11 protein-coding genes, 6 tRNA genes and 3 rRNA genes are annotated in these 17,699 nt (G+C 53.7%); all 20 read left to right on the forward strand.

What is annotated here, in order from left to right:
* Positions 1–145: 145 nt before the first annotated feature.
* Positions 146–1,345 carry a tyrosine--tRNA ligase gene (gene tyrS, locus ACYZUC_RS23150; protein WP_461990642.1) on the forward strand — a complete coding sequence of 400 codons (1,200 nt, stop codon included), beginning with the start codon at positions 146–148 and terminating at the stop codon, positions 1,343–1,345.
* A gap of 552 nt (positions 1,346–1,897) precedes the next feature.
* A 16S ribosomal RNA gene (locus ACYZUC_RS23155) occupies positions 1,898–3,434 on the forward strand.
* Positions 3,435–3,516: 82 nt separating this feature from the next.
* Positions 3,517–3,593 (forward strand) — tRNA-Ile (locus tag ACYZUC_RS23160).
* 28 nt (positions 3,594–3,621) lie between these two features.
* Positions 3,622–3,697: transfer RNA gene (locus tag ACYZUC_RS23165), tRNA-Ala, on the forward strand.
* A 236-nt stretch (positions 3,698–3,933) separates the two neighbouring features.
* Positions 3,934–6,825: ribosomal RNA gene (locus ACYZUC_RS23170) — 23S ribosomal RNA — on the forward strand.
* A 145-nt stretch (positions 6,826–6,970) separates the two neighbouring features.
* Positions 6,971–7,086: ribosomal RNA gene (rrf, locus tag ACYZUC_RS23175) — 5S ribosomal RNA — on the forward strand.
* Together the 16S, 23S and 5S rRNA genes with 2 tRNA genes alongside form the textbook arrangement of a ribosomal RNA operon.
* Before the next feature lie 134 nt (positions 7,087–7,220).
* Positions 7,221–8,180 carry a bifunctional biotin--[acetyl-CoA-carboxylase] ligase/biotin operon repressor BirA gene (birA, locus tag ACYZUC_RS23180; RefSeq protein ID WP_461990644.1) on the forward strand — a complete coding sequence of 320 codons (960 nt, stop codon included), beginning with the start codon at positions 7,221–7,223 and terminating at the stop codon, positions 8,178–8,180.
* Positions 8,170–8,919 (forward strand): pantothenate kinase, encoded by a 750-nt coding sequence (locus tag ACYZUC_RS23185; RefSeq protein ID WP_461990646.1) that lies wholly within the window; start codon positions 8,170–8,172, stop codon positions 8,917–8,919. Before birA ends, ACYZUC_RS23185 begins: the two co-directional genes overlap by 11 nt.
* Before the next feature lie 7 nt (positions 8,920–8,926).
* Positions 8,927–9,367 carry a hypothetical protein gene (locus tag ACYZUC_RS23190; protein WP_461990648.1) on the forward strand — a complete coding sequence of 147 codons (441 nt, stop codon included), beginning with the start codon at positions 8,927–8,929 and terminating at the stop codon, positions 9,365–9,367.
* A gap of 142 nt (positions 9,368–9,509) precedes the next feature.
* Positions 9,510–9,594, forward strand: a tRNA-Tyr gene (locus ACYZUC_RS23195).
* Between the two features lie 24 nt (positions 9,595–9,618).
* Positions 9,619–9,692 (forward strand) — tRNA-Gly (locus tag ACYZUC_RS23200).
* A gap of 26 nt (positions 9,693–9,718) precedes the next feature.
* Positions 9,719–9,794 (forward strand) — tRNA-Thr (locus ACYZUC_RS23205).
* A gap of 170 nt (positions 9,795–9,964) precedes the next feature.
* A tRNA-Trp gene (locus ACYZUC_RS23210) sits at positions 9,965–10,040 on the forward strand.
* Between the two features lie 45 nt (positions 10,041–10,085).
* Positions 10,086–10,454, forward strand: a complete 369-nt coding sequence (gene secE / locus ACYZUC_RS23215; RefSeq protein WP_007896620.1) for a preprotein translocase subunit SecE — start codon at positions 10,086–10,088, stop codon at positions 10,452–10,454.
* Between the two features lie 9 nt (positions 10,455–10,463).
* A complete protein-coding gene (gene nusG, locus ACYZUC_RS23220) occupies positions 10,464–10,997 on the forward strand; it encodes a transcription termination/antitermination protein NusG (RefSeq protein WP_007896622.1) in 534 nt (177 codons plus the stop codon).
* Between the two features lie 117 nt (positions 10,998–11,114).
* Positions 11,115–11,546, forward strand: a complete 432-nt coding sequence (gene rplK, locus ACYZUC_RS23225; RefSeq protein WP_008030880.1) for a 50S ribosomal protein L11 — start codon at positions 11,115–11,117, stop codon at positions 11,544–11,546.
* Entirely contained in the window at positions 11,546–12,241 is a 696-nt protein-coding gene (gene rplA / locus ACYZUC_RS23230; protein ID WP_008041297.1) for a 50S ribosomal protein L1, read from the forward strand. Before rplK ends, rplA begins: the two co-directional genes overlap by 1 nt.
* 198 nt (positions 12,242–12,439) lie before the next feature.
* On the forward strand, positions 12,440–12,940 hold the full coding sequence (gene rplJ / locus ACYZUC_RS23235; protein WP_038981297.1) for a 50S ribosomal protein L10: 501 nt from the start codon (positions 12,440–12,442) through the stop codon (positions 12,938–12,940).
* Between the two features lie 78 nt (positions 12,941–13,018).
* On the forward strand, positions 13,019–13,384 hold the full coding sequence (rplL, locus tag ACYZUC_RS23240; RefSeq protein WP_461990651.1) for a 50S ribosomal protein L7/L12: 366 nt from the start codon (positions 13,019–13,021) through the stop codon (positions 13,382–13,384).
* Between the two features lie 220 nt (positions 13,385–13,604).
* Positions 13,605–17,678: a DNA-directed RNA polymerase subunit beta gene (gene rpoB, locus ACYZUC_RS23245; RefSeq protein WP_461990653.1), complete on the forward strand. Its 4,074-nt coding sequence runs from the start codon at positions 13,605–13,607 to the stop codon at positions 17,676–17,678.
* The last annotated feature ends 21 nt before the right edge of the window (positions 17,679–17,699 follow it).

Genomic DNA, 17,699 nt, shown 5'->3' on the forward strand with positions numbered 1-17,699 from the left:
GTATAAAATATAACCAAATCATCTCTGAAGCAAGTCCGTGGTCACTCTGCCAGCGGATTGGCGTCATTGCGCCGGCCAAACTTTGTATTTGACGCGTGATCTTGTATGGTTGGTTCCCTTTGAATTCGAGCCTTGCGGGTCTGTTATGAAGTCGGTTGAAGAGCAGCTAGCGCTGATCAAACGTGGTGCAGAAGAACTGTTGGTCGAGTCCGAGCTGATCGAAAAGCTCAAGCGTGGCCAGCCGCTGCGTATTAAGGCAGGCTTCGATCCGACCGCGCCGGATTTGCACCTGGGCCACACCGTGCTTATTAATAAGCTGCGCCAGTTCCAGGAGCTGGGGCATCAGGTGATCTTCCTTATAGGTGACTTCACCGGGATGATCGGTGATCCGAGCGGCAAGAGCGCTACGCGTCCGCCGCTAACCCGTGAGCAGGTTCTCGAGAATGCCGAGACCTACAAGACCCAGGTTTTCAAGATTCTTGATCCGGCCAAAACCGAGGTGGCGTTCAACTCCACCTGGATGGATCAGATGGGGCCGGCCGACTTCATTCGCCTGACTTCGCAGTACACCGTTGCTCGCATGCTCGAGCGCGACGATTTCGACAAGCGCTACACGACCAATCAGCCAATCGCCATCCATGAGTTCCTCTATCCGCTGGTTCAGGGTTACGACTCGGTCGCCTTGCGCGCGGATGTCGAGCTGGGCGGTACCGATCAGAAGTTCAACCTGTTGATGGGGCGTGAGCTGCAGCGTGGTTATGGGCAGGATCCTCAGTGCATTCTGACCATGCCGTTGCTTGAAGGTCTGGATGGCGTGAAGAAGATGTCCAAATCCTTGGGCAACTACGTCGGCATTCAGGAAGCGCCGGGAGTGATGTACAGCAAGCTGGTTTCGATTCCGGATGCGCTGATGTGGCGTTACTTCGAATTGCTCAGCTTCCGTTCCATGGATGAGATCAATGCGTTCCGCTCTGATGTCGAGGCGGGTGCCAATCCGCGCGATATCAAGATCAAGCTGGCCGAAGAGATTGTTGCGCGCTTCCATGGTGAAGAGGCTGCAGCCAATGCTCACCGTGCAGCGGGCAATCGTATGAAGGATGGCGAGCTGCCTGACGATCTGCCGGAAATCGAATTGACCGCTACTGAAGATATGCCGATCGCTGCTGTCCTTAATAAGGCAGGCCTGGTGAAGAACTCGGCGGTAGCGCGTGATCTGCTGAATTCCGGCGGCGTACGTATAGATGGTGAAGTTGTGGATCGCACCTTTATATACGTGCTGGGCGCGACCCATGTTTGCCAGGCTGGCAAGAAGGCATTTGCGCGTATTTCGCTCAAATCCGAATAAAGCTGGAATTAGGGGTTGACGGCAGATTCTGGAAGTCTATAATTCGCCCCACTTCCGGCGCAGTCGAAACGGAAAACTCCTTGGTAAACAAAGAGTTACGCAGTTTTCGGCGGTGAGTTGCTTCAGGTCATCGAAGCCCAGAAGGAGTTGGTCAAGCGGTGTTGTGTGGCTTGATTGACGGTTCGATCTTCTCGGTCGAAAGCGGAGAAAAAGAGGTGTTGACAGCAGCGAGTAACGCTGTAGAATTCGCCTCCCGCTAACGAGAGATCGGAAGCGCAAGTGGTTGAAGTTGCAAAGGAAACTTTGAAAACTTCTGAAAATAACCGCTTGACAGATACAGAGGACGCTGTAGAATGCGCGCCTCGGTTGAGACGAAAGATCTTAACCAACCGCTCTTTAACAACTGAATCAAGCAATTCGTGTGGGTGCTTGTGGGGTCAGACTGATAGTCAACAAGATTATCAGCATCACAAGTTACTCCGCGAGAAATCAAAGATGTAACCAACGATTGCTGAGCCAAGTTTAGGGTTTCTTAAAAACCCAAAGATGTTTGAACTGAAGAGTTTGATCATGGCTCAGATTGAACGCTGGCGGCAGGCCTAACACATGCAAGTCGAGCGGTAGAGAGAAGCTTGCTTCTCTTGAGAGCGGCGGACGGGTGAGTAATGCCTAGGAATCTGCCTGGTAGTGGGGGATAACGCTCGGAAACGGACGCTAATACCGCATACGTCCTACGGGAGAAAGCAGGGGACCTTCGGGCCTTGCGCTATCAGATGAGCCTAGGTCGGATTAGCTAGTTGGTGAGGTAATGGCTCACCAAGGCGACGATCCGTAACTGGTCTGAGAGGATGATCAGTCACACTGGAACTGAGACACGGTCCAGACTCCTACGGGAGGCAGCAGTGGGGAATATTGGACAATGGGCGAAAGCCTGATCCAGCCATGCCGCGTGTGTGAAGAAGGTCTTCGGATTGTAAAGCACTTTAAGTTGGGAGGAAGGGCAGTAAATTAATACTTTGCTGTTTTGACGTTACCGACAGAATAAGCACCGGCTAACTCTGTGCCAGCAGCCGCGGTAATACAGAGGGTGCAAGCGTTAATCGGAATTACTGGGCGTAAAGCGCGCGTAGGTGGTTTGTTAAGTTGGATGTGAAATCCCCGGGCTCAACCTGGGAACTGCATTCAAAACTGACAAGCTAGAGTATGGTAGAGGGTGGTGGAATTTCCTGTGTAGCGGTGAAATGCGTAGATATAGGAAGGAACACCAGTGGCGAAGGCGACCACCTGGACTGATACTGACACTGAGGTGCGAAAGCGTGGGGAGCAAACAGGATTAGATACCCTGGTAGTCCACGCCGTAAACGATGTCAACTAGCCGTTGGGAGCCTTGAGCTCTTAGTGGCGCAGCTAACGCATTAAGTTGACCGCCTGGGGAGTACGGCCGCAAGGTTAAAACTCAAATGAATTGACGGGGGCCCGCACAAGCGGTGGAGCATGTGGTTTAATTCGAAGCAACGCGAAGAACCTTACCAGGCCTTGACATCCAATGAACTTTCCAGAGATGGATTGGTGCCTTCGGGAACATTGAGACAGGTGCTGCATGGCTGTCGTCAGCTCGTGTCGTGAGATGTTGGGTTAAGTCCCGTAACGAGCGCAACCCTTGTCCTTAGTTACCAGCACGTAATGGTGGGCACTCTAAGGAGACTGCCGGTGACAAACCGGAGGAAGGTGGGGATGACGTCAAGTCATCATGGCCCTTACGGCCTGGGCTACACACGTGCTACAATGGTCGGTACAGAGGGTTGCCAAGCCGCGAGGTGGAGCTAATCCCATAAAACCGATCGTAGTCCGGATCGCAGTCTGCAACTCGACTGCGTGAAGTCGGAATCGCTAGTAATCGCGAATCAGAATGTCGCGGTGAATACGTTCCCGGGCCTTGTACACACCGCCCGTCACACCATGGGAGTGGGTTGCACCAGAAGTAGCTAGTCTAACCTTCGGGAGGACGGTTACCACGGTGTGATTCATGACTGGGGTGAAGTCGTAACAAGGTAGCCGTAGGGGAACCTGCGGCTGGATCACCTCCTTAATCGACGACATCAGCTGCTCCATAAGTTCCCACACGAATTGCTTGATTCATTGAAGAAGACGATAAGAAGCAGCCCGAAATTGGGTCTGTAGCTCAGTTGGTTAGAGCGCACCCCTGATAAGGGTGAGGTCGGCAGTTCGAATCTGCCCAGACCCACCAATTTTTGTGTGGGATCCTGTAGCAATACGGGGCCATAGCTCAGCTGGGAGAGCGCCTGCCTTGCACGCAGGAGGTCAACGGTTCGATCCCGTTTGGCTCCACCACTACTGCTTCTGATTGTATAAAGCTTAGAAATGAGCATTCCATCGTGATGGTGGTGAATGTTGATTTCTAGTCTTTGGCTAGATCGTTCTTTAAAAATTTGGGTATGTGATAGAAAGATAGACTGGATAGCACTTTCACTGGTGTTTATTCAGGCTAAGGTAAAATTTGTGAGTTTAATCGCGAATTTTCGGCGAATGTCGTCTTCACAGTATAACCAGATTGCTTGGGGTTATATGGTCAAGTGAAGAAGCGCATACGGTGGATGCCTTGGCAGTCAGAGGCGATGAAAGACGTGGTAGCCTGCGAAAAGCTTCGGGGAGTCGGCAAACAGACTTTGATCCGGAGATGTCTGAATGGGGGAACCCACCTAACATAAGTTAGGTATCTTAAGCTGAATACATAGGCTTAAGAAGCGAACCAGGGGAACTGAAACATCTAAGTACCCTGAGGAAAAGAAATCAACCGAGATTCCCTTAGTAGTGGCGAGCGAACGGGGACTAGCCCTTAAGTGGCTTTGAGATTAGCGGAACGCTCTGGAAAGTGCGGCCATAGTGGGTGATAGCCCTGTACGCGAAAATCTCTTAGTCATGAAATCGAGTAGGACGGAGCACGAGAAACTTTGTCTGAATATGGGGGGACCATCCTCCAAGGCTAAATACTACTGACTGACCGATAGTGAACTAGTACCGTGAGGGAAAGGCGAAAAGAACCCCGGAGAGGGGAGTGAAATAGATCCTGAAACCGTATGCGTACAAGCAGTGGGAGCCCACTTTGTTGGGTGACTGCGTACCTTTTGTATAATGGGTCAGCGACTTATTTTCAGTGGCGAGCTTAACCGAATAGGGGAGGCGTAGCGAAAGCGAGTCTTAATAGGGCGTCTAGTCGCTGGGAATAGACCCGAAACCGGGCGATCTATCCATGGGCAGGTTGAAGGTTGGGTAACACTAACTGGAGGACCGAACCGACTACCGTTGAAAAGTTAGCGGATGACCTGTGGATCGGAGTGAAAGGCTAATCAAGCTCGGAGATAGCTGGTTCTCCTCGAAAGCTATTTAGGTAGCGCCTCATGTATCACTGTAGGGGGTAGAGCACTGTTTCGGCTAGGGGGTCATCCCGACTTACCAAACCGATGCAAACTCCGAATACCTACAAGTGCCGAGCATGGGAGACACACGGCGGGTGCTAACGTCCGTCGTGAAAAGGGAAACAACCCAGACCGTCAGCTAAGGTCCCAAAGTTATGGTTAAGTGGGAAACGATGTGGGAAGGCTTAGACAGCTAGGAGGTTGGCTTAGAAGCAGCCACCCTTTAAAGAAAGCGTAATAGCTCACTAGTCGAGTCGGCCTGCGCGGAAGATGTAACGGGGCTCAAACCATACACCGAAGCTACGGGTATCACTTAGGTGATGCGGTAGAGGAGCGTTCTGTAAGCCTGTGAAGGTGAGTTGAGAAGCTTGCTGGAGGTATCAGAAGTGCGAATGCTGACATGAGTAACGACAATGGGTGTGAAAAACACCCACGCCGAAAGACCAAGGTTTCCTGCGCAACGTTAATCGACGCAGGGTTAGTCGGTCCCTAAGGCGAGGCTGAAAAGCGTAGTCGATGGAAAACAGGTTAATATTCCTGTACTTCTGGTTATTGCGATGGAGGGACGGAGAAGGCTAGGCCAGCTTGGCGTTGGTTGTCCAAGTTTAAGGTGGTAGGCTGGAATCTTAGGTAAATCCGGGATTCTAAGGCCGAGAGCTGATGACGAGTGTTCTTTTAGAACACGAAGTGGTTGATGCCATGCTTCCAAGAAAAGCTTCTAAGCTTCAGGTAACCAGGAACCGTACCCCAAACCGACACAGGTGGTTGGGTAGAGAATACCAAGGCGCTTGAGAGAACTCGGGTGAAGGAACTAGGCAAAATGGCACCGTAACTTCGGGAGAAGGTGCGCCGGTGAGGGTGAAGGACTTGCTCCGTAAGCTCATGCCGGTCGAAGATACCAGGCCGCTGCGACTGTTTATTAAAAACACAGCACTCTGCAAACACGAAAGTGGACGTATAGGGTGTGACGCCTGCCCGGTGCCGGAAGGTTAATTGATGGGGTTAGCTAACGCGAAGCTCTTGATCGAAGCCCCGGTAAACGGCGGCCGTAACTATAACGGTCCTAAGGTAGCGAAATTCCTTGTCGGGTAAGTTCCGACCTGCACGAATGGCGTAACGATGGCGGCGCTGTCTCCACCCGAGACTCAGTGAAATTGAAATCGCTGTGAAGATGCAGTGTATCCGCGGCTAGACGGAAAGACCCCGTGAACCTTTACTATAGCTTTGCACTGGACTTTGAATTTGCTTGTGTAGGATAGGTGGGAGGCTTTGAAGCGTGGACGCCAGTTCGCGTGGAGCCAACCTTGAAATACCACCCTGGCAACTTTGAGGTTCTAACTCAGGTCCGTTATCCGGATCGAGGACAGTGTATGGTGGGTAGTTTGACTGGGGCGGTCTCCTCCTAAAGAGTAACGGAGGAGTACGAAGGTGCGCTCAGACCGGTCGGAAATCGGTCGTAGAGTATAAAGGCAAAAGCGCGCTTGACTGCGAGACAGACACGTCGAGCAGGTACGAAAGTAGGTCTTAGTGATCCGGTGGTTCTGTATGGAAGGGCCATCGCTCAACGGATAAAAGGTACTCCGGGGATAACAGGCTGATACCGCCCAAGAGTTCATATCGACGGCGGTGTTTGGCACCTCGATGTCGGCTCATCACATCCTGGGGCTGAAGCCGGTCCCAAGGGTATGGCTGTTCGCCATTTAAAGTGGTACGCGAGCTGGGTTTAGAACGTCGTGAGACAGTTCGGTCCCTATCTGCCGTGGACGTTTGAGATTTGAGAGGGGCTGCTCCTAGTACGAGAGGACCGGAGTGGACGAACCTCTGGTGTTCCGGTTGTCACGCCAGTGGCATTGCCGGGTAGCTATGTTCGGAATAGATAACCGCTGAAAGCATCTAAGCGGGAAACTAGCCTCAAGATGAGATCTCACTGGGACCTTGAGTCCCCTGAAGGGCCGTCGAAGACTACGACGTTGATAGGTTGGGTGTGTAAGCGCTGTGAGGCGTTGAGCTAACCAATACTAATTGCCCGTGAGGCTTGACCATATAACACCCAAGCAATTTGACTACTCGAAAGAGCATCAGATTGCGGTGTGTGAAGACGCAATGAACCGAAAGTTCGAGAGCAACACACAAACTATCGCATACCCAATTCGCTGGAACGTCGCAAGACGCGTCAGCTCAAGAATTTCTTGACGACCATAGAGCATTGGAACCACCTGATCCCATCCCGAACTCAGCAGTGAAACGATGCATCGCCGATGGTAGTGTGGGGTTTCCCCATGTGAGAGTAGGTCATCGTCAAGATTAAATTCCGAAACCCCAATTGCGAAAGCAGTTGGGGTTTTGTTTTGTCCGCAGAAAAATCTGCCTGGTACGGTTTCTATGCAACGGCTCAAGGCATGGCTATCATGCGGGCCTCATTGTGAGGCGGGACTTGCATGCTGACGTTGTTAAAGCTTCTTAAGGACGGCCGATTCCATTCAGGTCAGGCCCTGGGCGCCGCTTTAGGTGTCAGTCGGAGTGCTGTGTGGAAGCAGCTTCAGCTTCTAGAGGCTGAGCTTGGCTTGTCTATCCACAAGGTGCGTGGGCGTGGTTATCAATTGGCCTCGCCGTTGACACTGCTCGACTCTGTCGCAATAGCAGAGCAGGCGCCTTCTTGTAATTGGCCCATTCTGGTTTTCGATTCAATTGACTCCACTAACGCCGAGGCGCTGCGTGCAATAGAGCGCGGTCAGGTAGCGCCATTTCTTGTGCTTGCCGAGCGGCAGACGTCTGGCCGTGGGCGCCGTGGGCGTAAGTGGGTGAGTCCTTTCGCGGAAAATATCTATTACAGTCTGGTGCTGCGTATTGACGGTGGCATGCGCCAGTTGGAAGGCTTGAGCCTTGTTGTTGGACTTGCTGTCTTGCAAACCTTGCGAGCGCTGGGCGTATCAGATGCAGGCTTGAAATGGCCCAACGATGTTCTGGTTGGTCAAAAAAAGCTCGCGGGGATACTGCTTGAGTTGGTAGGCGATCCTGCTGATGTGTGCCATGTGGTTCTGGGTGTCGGGATCAATGTGAACATGCAGATGACCGACGAGGTTGATCAGCAGTGGACGTCCTTGCGGCTTGAGTCGGGGCGGACATTCGATCGCAATCACTTGGTCGCGCAGTTGGGGCAGATGCTCCAGGTTTATTTGAGTCGACATCAAGTCGACGGATTTTCCGCTATCCAGGCAGAGTGGGAGCAGAACCATCTGTGGCAGGGTCGGGCGGTGTCGTTGATCGCCGGAGTTAACCACATAGATGGCGAGGTGCTGGGTATTGATAGTCAGGGTGCTCTGCGCTTGAAGGTGGGTGGTGTGGAAAAAGTCTTTAGTGGTGGTGAGCTCAGCTTGAGGTTGCGTGATGATTCTTGAGCTCGACTGCGGAAACAGTTTTATCAAGTGGCGTGTGCTTGAAGCTGATGCTCGCCAGGCGGTCGGCGAGGGCGTCGTCGACTCCAATCTTGCACTGCTGGAGAGTTTGAGCGCGCTCAAGGGGCTCGCCCTCAAGTTTTGCCGATTGGTCAGTGTCCGAACGGCAGAGGAGACCAGTGCCCTGATTGCTCTGCTGACCGATACTTTCGGAGTGTCAGTAGTTTGCGCTGCGCCCGCTCGCGAAATGTCGGGGGTTCGCAATGGCTATGAAGAGTTCGAACGCCTGGGGCTCGATCGTTGGCTGGCGATGCTTGGGGGGTTCCAATTAGCGTCAGGTGCATGCCTGGTGCTTGATTTTGGTACTGCTGTCACTGCGGATTTCGTTGCCGGTGATGGAGAGCATCTCGGGGGGTTTATTTGTCCGGGAATGCCATTGATGCGAAATCAATTGCGCACCCATACCCGTAAAATTCGTTATGGGGATCTGGCGGCTGAGCGCGCCATGGAAAGTCTCATTCCGGGTCGCACAACCGTCGAAGCGGTTGAGCGGGGCTGCTCGCTGATGCTTAGAGGCTTTGTTCTGACCCAGCTGGAGCTTGCGCGTAGCTACTGGGGGGCAGATTTCTCCGTGTTTCTGACCGGTGGGGATGCAGGGTTGGTTTCTGAGATTGTGCCAGAGGCTAGAGTGGTTCCGGACCTGGTATTTGTGGGTTTGGCTATGGCATGTCCTTTGTCCTGAGGTACTTATGCGTTGGTTGTTTCTGCTGCTGCTTGTTTTGAATGTGTTCTATTACATCTGGCACCAACAAGAGGCTCCTCTGCGCGCGAAGGATGTCACTCCTTTGAGTTTGTATAGGGGAGGGCAGCAGGATATTCGCTTGTTGAGCGAGGCGGCTGATCCGGTCCTTGATAAGGGGAAGGCTGCTCTGCCGGACAATAGCTGTTTGTACTTGGGTGGTTTTGCTCGTCAGGATGCGGTTCAGGCCGTTGAGCGGCGCTTGAATGGCATGGAAATCAAGTATCAGCTCCTGCCAAAGGATCATCCTGAATTCGCGGGTTATTGGGTTCGGATCGCCCCTGAAAGCCGGCGTTGGCTGGGTGAGGTTCAGCTGCAAAACCTTTCTAGAGAATTCAATGAGTTAAAACATAAAATAATGCCGTGCGAGGGGGTTGCACCCGCTGAATAGTTTGAATAGAATGGCGCCCGCTTCGCAGTGAACGCCTTTAACGGTAAACACTACGAGGCGATGTCAGCGCAGCTAACCTCAGGTTTTTAATGAGAAAATGCTTGACAGAAGGCTGGCATGATATAGAATGCCGGCTCGCTTAGGAGGGGTTCCCGAGCGGCCAAAGGGATCAGACTGTAAATCTGACGTCTACGACTTCGAAGGTTCGAATCCTTCCCCCTCCACCATTTTTAGCGAGAGCTGCAAGCCTCGCGGGTATAGTTTAGTGGTAGAACCTCAGCCTTCCAAGCTGATGATGCGGGTTCGATTCCCGCTACCCGCTCCAAGTTTGCAGGTCCTGCAAAGTGTTACGCTCTTGTAGCTCAGTTGGTAGAGCACACCCTTGGTAAGGGTGAGGTCAGCGGTTCAAATCCGCTCAAGAGCTCCATATAACAAGGCAGATATGAAAATATCTGCCTTTGTTTTAATGGTTGCGATCGCGTCGTGTTGTTGTTGTCGAGTGATCGCTCGGGCGGTTTTGGTGTTGAATCAAGGCTGTCGAGTAAATTGTTGTAATGTCTTTTTTGGGTCGGCATAATGGTCGGCCTGATTTGTTTTAGGTCAGTAGCTCAATTGGCAGAGCGACGGTCTCCAAAACCGTAGGTTGGGGGTTCGATTCCCTCCTGACCTGCCAGATTCACTTGGTGTGTCTGGCTTTCTTTTCACAGGATCTTCATAGATGACTCCTAAAGCTGAAGCTCAAGGCTCTCGCTTCGATCTGCTCAAGTGGCTAGTAGTAGTCGCTTTGGTGGTTGTTGGCGTTGTTGGTAATCAGTATTACTCTGCTTCGCCGATCCTGTACCGCGTACTTGCATTGCTTGTCATTGCTGCTGTGGCTGCCTTCGTAGGTCTGCAGACAGTCAAAGGCAAGTCTTTCTTTGTACTGGTTAAGGAAGCTCGCACCGAGATTCGTAAAGTCGTATGGCCAACTCGCCAAGAAACCACGCAGACCACGTTGATCGTTGTCGCTGTTGTGTTGGTTATGGCGTTGCTGTTGTGGGGGCTTGATTCCCTGCTCGGCTGGCTTGTTTCCTTGATTGTCGGCTAAGGGTGTCCCGTGGCTAAGCGTTGGTACGTTGTGCATGCTTACTCCGGTTACGAGAAGCATGTCATGCGCTCGTTGGTAGAGCGCGTAAAGCTGGCTGGCATGGAAGATGGCTTTGGCGAAATTCTGGTTCCCACTGAAGAAGTGGTGGAAATGCGTAATGGCCAGAAACGCAAAAGCGAGCGCAAGTTCTTCCCAGGTTACGTGCTGGTTCAGATGGACATGAATGAGGGGACTTGGCACTTGGTCAAGGATACTCCTCGGGTGATGGGTTTCATTGGCGGTACCGCTGATAAGCCTGCACCAATCACAGACAAAGAGGCAGAAGCGATTCTGCGTCGTGTCGCTGATGGTAGCGATAAGCCAAAGCCGAAGACGTTGTTCGAGCCTGGTGAGTCGGTGCGCGTCAACGACGGGCCGTTTGCCGACTTTACCGGCACGGTCGAAGAAGTTAACTACGAAAAGAGCCGGATCCAGGTGGCAGTGCTCATTTTCGGTCGCTCTACTCCGGTAGAGCTAGAGTTCAGCCAGGTCGAAAAAGTCTAGCTGAACAAGCATCCCAACCCCGCAGCCCTAGGCTGTGGGGTTTTGTCGTCACTGGGATAAACGCGCAAGTAACCGGGGAGCCTTTCGAGGCGTTCGAACCCGTAATTGGAGTGCCTCATGGCCAAGAAGATTACCGCTTACATCAAGCTGCAAGTGAAGGCCGCTCAGGCTAACCCAAGCCCACCTGTTGGTCCTGCTCTGGGTCAGCACGGCGTGAACATCATGGAATTCTGCAAGGCTTTCAACGCCCGTACTCAGGGTATTGAGCCAGGTCTGCCGACTCCAGTGATCATCACTGTCTACAGCGACCGTAGCTTCACTTTCGAAACCAAATCCACCCCTGCTTCGGTTCTGCTGAAGAAGGCGGCTGGTCTGACTAGCGGTTCCGCTCGTCCGAACACCGTTAAGGTTGGCACTGTGACTCGTGCTCAGCTGGAAGAAATCGCGAAAGTTAAAAACGCGGATCTGACTGCAGCTGATATGGAAGCAGCCGTGCGTACCATCGCCGGTTCTGCTCGTAGCATGGGCCTTAACGTGGAGGGTGTGTAATGGCTAAGTTGACCAAGCGTCAAAAGGCTATCGCCGGCAAAATCGAAGCAGGCAAGTCCTACAACTTTGTAGACGCTGCTGCTCTGCTGGCTGAGCTGTCGACTGTCAAGTTCAGCGAGTCGTTTGACGTTGCTGTGAACCTGGGTGTTGACCCGCGTAAATCCGACCAGGTCGTTCGTAGCGCTACTGTGCTGCCGCACGGTACTGGCAAGACCGTTCGCGTTGCTGTGTTCACCCAGGGTCCAGCTGCTGAGGCCGCTCTGGCTGCCGGCGCTGACCGTGTAGGTATGGACGACCTGGCTGCCGAAATGAAAGGCGGCGACCTGAACTATGACGTAGTTATCGCATCCCCGGATGCAATGCGCGTTGTAGGTCAGTTGGGTCAGATCCTCGGTCCACGTGGCCTGATGCCTAACCCTAAAGTCGGCACCGTAACTCCAGACGTAGCTACCGCGGTTAAAAACGCCAAGGCTGGTCAGGTTCGTTATCGCACCGACAAAAACGGCATCATCCACACTTCCGTTGGCAAGATTGGCTTCGACGCCGTCAAGCTGAAGGAAAACGTTGAAGCCCTGATCGCTGATCTGAAGCGTATCAAGCCAGCTTCCTCGAAAGGCATTTACGTCAAGCGCGTTACCCTGAGCACCACTATGGGTCCAGGTCTGGTCATCGACCAAAGCTCGCTCGACGCGTAAGACACAGATTGGCGCAAGCGATTGCGCCAATTGAAAGATTGGGGTCCCTGCCTGGCGGGGGCTATCCAAGACCGTAGGCGACGCAAGTCTTAAACCTCAAGCCTACGCAGATGGTGCTCCCGGTTCCTTACCGAATCAGACACCAAAACGACATCCGGCTCCGGCTGGATGAAACGGTAACAAGCAGGAGTTAAACCCGTGGCAATTAAACTCGAAGACAAGAAGGCCATCGTCGCTGAAGTCAACGAGGCTGCCAAAGTCGCTCTGTCCGCTGTCGTGGTTGATGCCCGTGGCGTAACAGTAGGCGCAATGACCGGACTCCGTAAAGAGGCTCGTGAAGCTGGCGTTTACGTACGTGTTGTACGTAACACCCTGCTCAAGCGCGCTGTTGCCGACACTGAATACAGTGTTCTCAACGACGTGTTCACCGGCCCGACCTTGATTGCATTCTCCAACGAACATCCGGGCGCTGCTGCTCGTATCTTCAAGGAATTCGCAAAAGGTCAGGACAAGTTCGAGATCAAGGCAGCTGCGTTCGAGGGCAAGTTCCTCGCAGCTAACCAAATCGACGTACTGGCAACTCTGCCGACCCGTGACGAAGCAATTTCTCAGCTGATGAGCGTGATTCAAGGCGCAACCAGCAAATTGGCTCGTACTCTGGCGGCAATTCGCGACCAGAAAGAAGCTGCTGCAGCCTGAGGCTGAGCGTTTCATCTCTCGCGTATTTTTGTTTATTTCGATGGCCTGCAGGCTATCCCCCAATTCAGGAATTGAGTCATGTCTCTGACTAACGAACAAATCATCGAAGCAATCGGCCAGAAATCCGTAGTGGAAATCGTTGAGCTGATCAAAGCGATGGAAGAAACCTTCGGTGTTACCGCTGCTGCTGCATCGGCTGGTCCAGCTGCTGCTGCCGCCGTTGTTGAAGAGCAAACCGAATTCAACGTCATGCTGACCGAAGCTGGCGAGAAGAAAGTTAACGTGATCAAGGCTGTACGTGAACTGACCGGTCTGGGCCTGAAAGAAGCCAAGGCTGTAGTTGACGGCGCTCCTGCCATGGTTCTGGAAGCTGTTGCCAAAGACGCAGCTGACAAAGCCAAAGCAGTACTGGAAGAAGCAGGCGCTAAAGTCGAGCTGAAGTAAGCATCGACTTTGCTCCTCCAGCCCGAGCGTAAAGCGAAAGGCTGATGGCTGGTGGCTCTTGCCACCGGCCTTTTTCCGTTATTGGCAGCCGACTGGGTCGGTGCTGATAACGAGTTGTAACCACCCGATGCGGTGGCGCAAACCATGGGGTTTGCACGATTTTCTGGCTGCTCCCGTCGGGAGGGGCCAAACAAGCAGGTGACCAAGCTGGGGAACGCTGATGGCTTACTCATATACTGAGAAAAAACGTATCCGCAAGGACTTTAGCAAGTTGCCGGACGTCATGGATGTGCCGTACCTCCTGGCCATCCAGCTGGATTCGTATCGTGAATTCTTGCAAGCGGGAGCGACTAAAGATCAGTTCCGCGACGTGGGCCTGCATGCGGCCTTCAAATCCGTTTTCCCGATCATCAGCTACTCCGGCAATGCTGCGCTGGAGTACGTCGGTTATCGCCTGGGCGAACCGGCATTTGATGTCAAAGAATGCGTATTGCGCGGTGTAACTTACGCCGTACCTTTGCGGGTAAAAGTGCGCCTGATCATTTTCGACAAAGAATCGTCGAACAAAGCGATCAAGGACATCAAAGAGCAAGAAGTCTACATGGGTGAAATCCCCCTGATGACTGAGAACGGTACCTTCGTAATCAACGGTACCGAGCGTGTAATCGTTTCCCAGCTGCACCGTTCCCCGGGCGTGTTCTTCGACCACGACCGTGGCAAGACGCACAGCTCCGGCAAACTGCTGTACTCCGCGCGCATCATTCCTTACCGCGGTTCGTGGTTGGACTTCGAGTTCGATCCGAAAGACTGCGTGTTCGTGCGTATCGACCGTCGTCGCAAGCTGCCTGCATCGGTACTGCTGCGCGCGCTCGGCTATACCACTGAAGAAGTGCTCGACGCGTTCTACACCACCAACGTCTTCCACGTGCAAGGTGAAAACCTCAGCCTGGAACTGGTGCCCCAGCGCCTGCGTGGTGAAATTGCTGTCCTGGATATCCTGGATGACAAAGGCAAGGTTATTGTCGAGCAAGGTCGTCGTATCACCGCTCGCCACATCAACCAGCTGGAAAAAGCCGGGATCAAAGAGCTGCAAGTGCCTCTGGACTACGTCTTGGGTCGCACTACCGCCAAGGTCATCGTGCATCCGGCAACCGGCGAAATCCTGGCAGAGTGCAACACCGAGCTGAACACCGAGATCCTGGCAAAAATCGCCAAGGCTCAGGTTGTCCGCATCGAAACTCTGTACACCAACGATATCGACTGCGGTCCGTTCGTCTCCGACACCCTGAAGATCGACTCCACCAGCAACCAATTGGAAGCGCTGGTAGAGATCTATCGCATGATGCGTCCAGGCGAGCCGCCAACCAAAGACGCTGCCGAGACTCTGTTCAACAACCTGTTCTTCAGCCCTGAGCGCTATGACCTGTCTGCGGTCGGCCGGATGAAGTTCAACCGTCGTATCGGTCGTACCGAGATCGAAGGTTCGGGCGTGTTGTGCAAAGAAGACATCGTCGCGGTTCTGAAGACTCTGGTCGACATCCGTAACGGCAAAGGCATCGTCGATGACATCGACCACCTGGGTAACCGTCGTGTTCGCTGCGTAGGCGAAATGGCCGAGAACCAGTTCCGCGTTGGCCTGGTACGTGTTGAACGTGCGGTCAAAGAGCGTCTGTCGATGGCTGAAAGCGAAGGCCTGATGCCGCAAGACCTGATCAACGCCAAGCCAGTGGCTGCGGCGGTGAAAGAGTTCTTCGGTTCCAGCCAGCTGTCCCAGTTCATGGACCAGAACAACCCGCTGTCCGAGATCACCCACAAGCGTCGTGTGTCTGCACTCGGTCCTGGCGGTTTGACTCGTGAGCGTGCCGGCTTTGAAGTTCGTGACGTACACCCGACTCACTACGGTCGTGTATGCCCGATCGAAACGCCGGAAGGTCCGAACATCGGTCTGATCAACTCCCTGGCCGCCTATGCGCGCACCAACCAGTACGGCTTCCTCGAAAGCCCGTACCGCGTGGTGAAAGACGCTCTGGTCACTGACGAGATCGTGTTCCTGTCCGCCATCGAAGAAGCTGATCACGTGATCGCTCAGGCTTCGGCCACGATGAACGACAAGAAAGTGCTGATCGATGAGCTGGTAGCCGTTCGTCACTTGAACGAGTTCACCGTCAAGGCGCCGGAAGACGTCACCTTGATGGACGTATCGCCGAAGCAGGTAGTTTCGGTTGCAGCGTCGCTGATCCCGTTCCTCGAGCACGACGACGCCAACCGTGCGTTGATGGGTTCGAACATGCAGCGTCAAGCTGTACCAACACTGCGCGCTGACAAGCCGCTGGTCGGTACCGGCATGGAGCGTAACGTAGCTCGTGACTCCGGCGTTTGCGTCGTGGCTCGTCGTGGCGGCGTTATCGATTCCGTGGACGCCAGCCGTATCGTGGTTCGTGTTGCTGATGACGAAGTTGAAACCGGCGAAGCTGGTGTCGACATCTACAACCTGACCAAATACACCCGCTCTAACCAGAACACCTGCATCAACCAGCGTCCGCTGGTGCGTAAAGGTGATCGGGTCCAGCGCAGCGACATCATGGCCGATGGTCCGTCCACCGACATGGGTGAGCTGGCTCTGGGTCAGAACATGCGCATCGCGTTCATGGCATGGAACGGCTTCAACTTCGAAGACTCCATCTGCCTGTCCGAGCGTGTTGTTCAGGAAGATCGCTTTACCACGATCCACATTCAGGAACTGACCTGTGTGGCACGTGACACCAAGCTTGGGCCTGAGGAAATCACTGCAGACATCCCTAACGTGGGTGAAGCTGCACTGAACAAGCTGGACGAAGCCGGTATCGTTTACGTAGGTGCTGAAGTTGGCGCAGGCGACATTCTGGTCGGTAAGGTCACTCCGAAAGGCGAGACCCAACTGACTCCGGAAGAAAAACTGCTGCGTGCGATCTTCGGTGAAAAAGCCAGCGACGTTAAAGACACTTCCCTGCGTGTACCTACCGGTACCAAGGGTACTGTCATCGACGTACAAGTCTTCACCCGCGACGGCGTTGAGCGTGATGCTCGTGCACTGTCGATCGAGAAGACTCAACTCGACGAGATCCGCAAGGACCTGAACGAAGAGTTCCGTATCGTTGAAGGCGCCACTTTCGAACGTCTGCGTTCCGCTCTGGTCGGCCATAAAGCCGAAGGCGGCGCCGGTCTGAAGAAAGGTCAGGACATCACCGACGAAGTTCTCGACGGTCTTGAGCATGGTCAGTGGTTCAAATTGCGCATGGCTGAAGATGCTCTGAACGAGCAACTCGAGAAGGCTCAGGCCTACATCGTTGATCGCCGCCGTCTGCTGGACGACAAGTTCGAAGACAAGAAGCGCAAACTGCAGCAGGGCGATGACCTGGCTCCAGGCGTGCTGAAAATCGTCAAGGTTTACCTGGCAATACGTCGCCGCATCCAGCCGGGCGACAAGATGGCCGGTCGTCACGGTAACAAAGGTGTGGTCTCCGTGATCATGCCGGTTGAAGACATGCCGCACGATGCCAATGGCACCCCGGTCGACGTCGTCCTCAACCCGTTGGGCGTACCTTCGCGTATGAACGTTGGTCAGATCCTTGAAACCCACCTGGGCCTCGCGGCCAAAGGTCTGGGCGAGAAGATCAACCGGATGATCGAAGAACAGCGCAAAGTCGCCGATCTTCGCAAGTTCCTGCACGAGATCTACAACGAGATCGGCGGTCGCAACGAAGATCTGGATAGCTTCTCCGACCAGGAAATCCTGGATCTGGCGAAGAACCTGCGTGGCGGCGTTCCAATGGCCACTCCAGTGTTCGACGGCGCCAAGGAAAGCGAAATCAAGGCCATGCTGAAACTGGCAGACCTGCCAGAAAGCGGCCAGATGCAACTGACCGACGGCCGTACCGGCAACAAGTTCGAGCGCCCGGTTACTGTTGGCTACATGTACATGCTGAAGCTGAACCACTTGGTAGACGACAAGATGCACGCTCGTTCTACCGGTTCGTACAGCCTGGTTACCCAGCAGCCGCTGGGTGGTAAGGCGCAGTTCGGTGGTCAGCGTTTCGGGGAGATGGAGGTCTGGGCACTGGAAGCATACGGTGCCGCTTACACTCTGCAAGAAATGCTCACAGTGAAGTCGGACGATGTGAACGGCCGTACCAAGATGTACAAAAACATCGTGGATGGCGATCACCGTATGGAGCCGGGCATGCCCGAGTCCTTCAACGTGTTGATCAAGGAAATTCGTTCCCTCGGCATCGATATCGATCTGGAAACCGAATAACACGTGACGCGAATCGAGAGC

This window comes from Pseudomonas sp. GT1P32 (assembly GCF_054897805.1).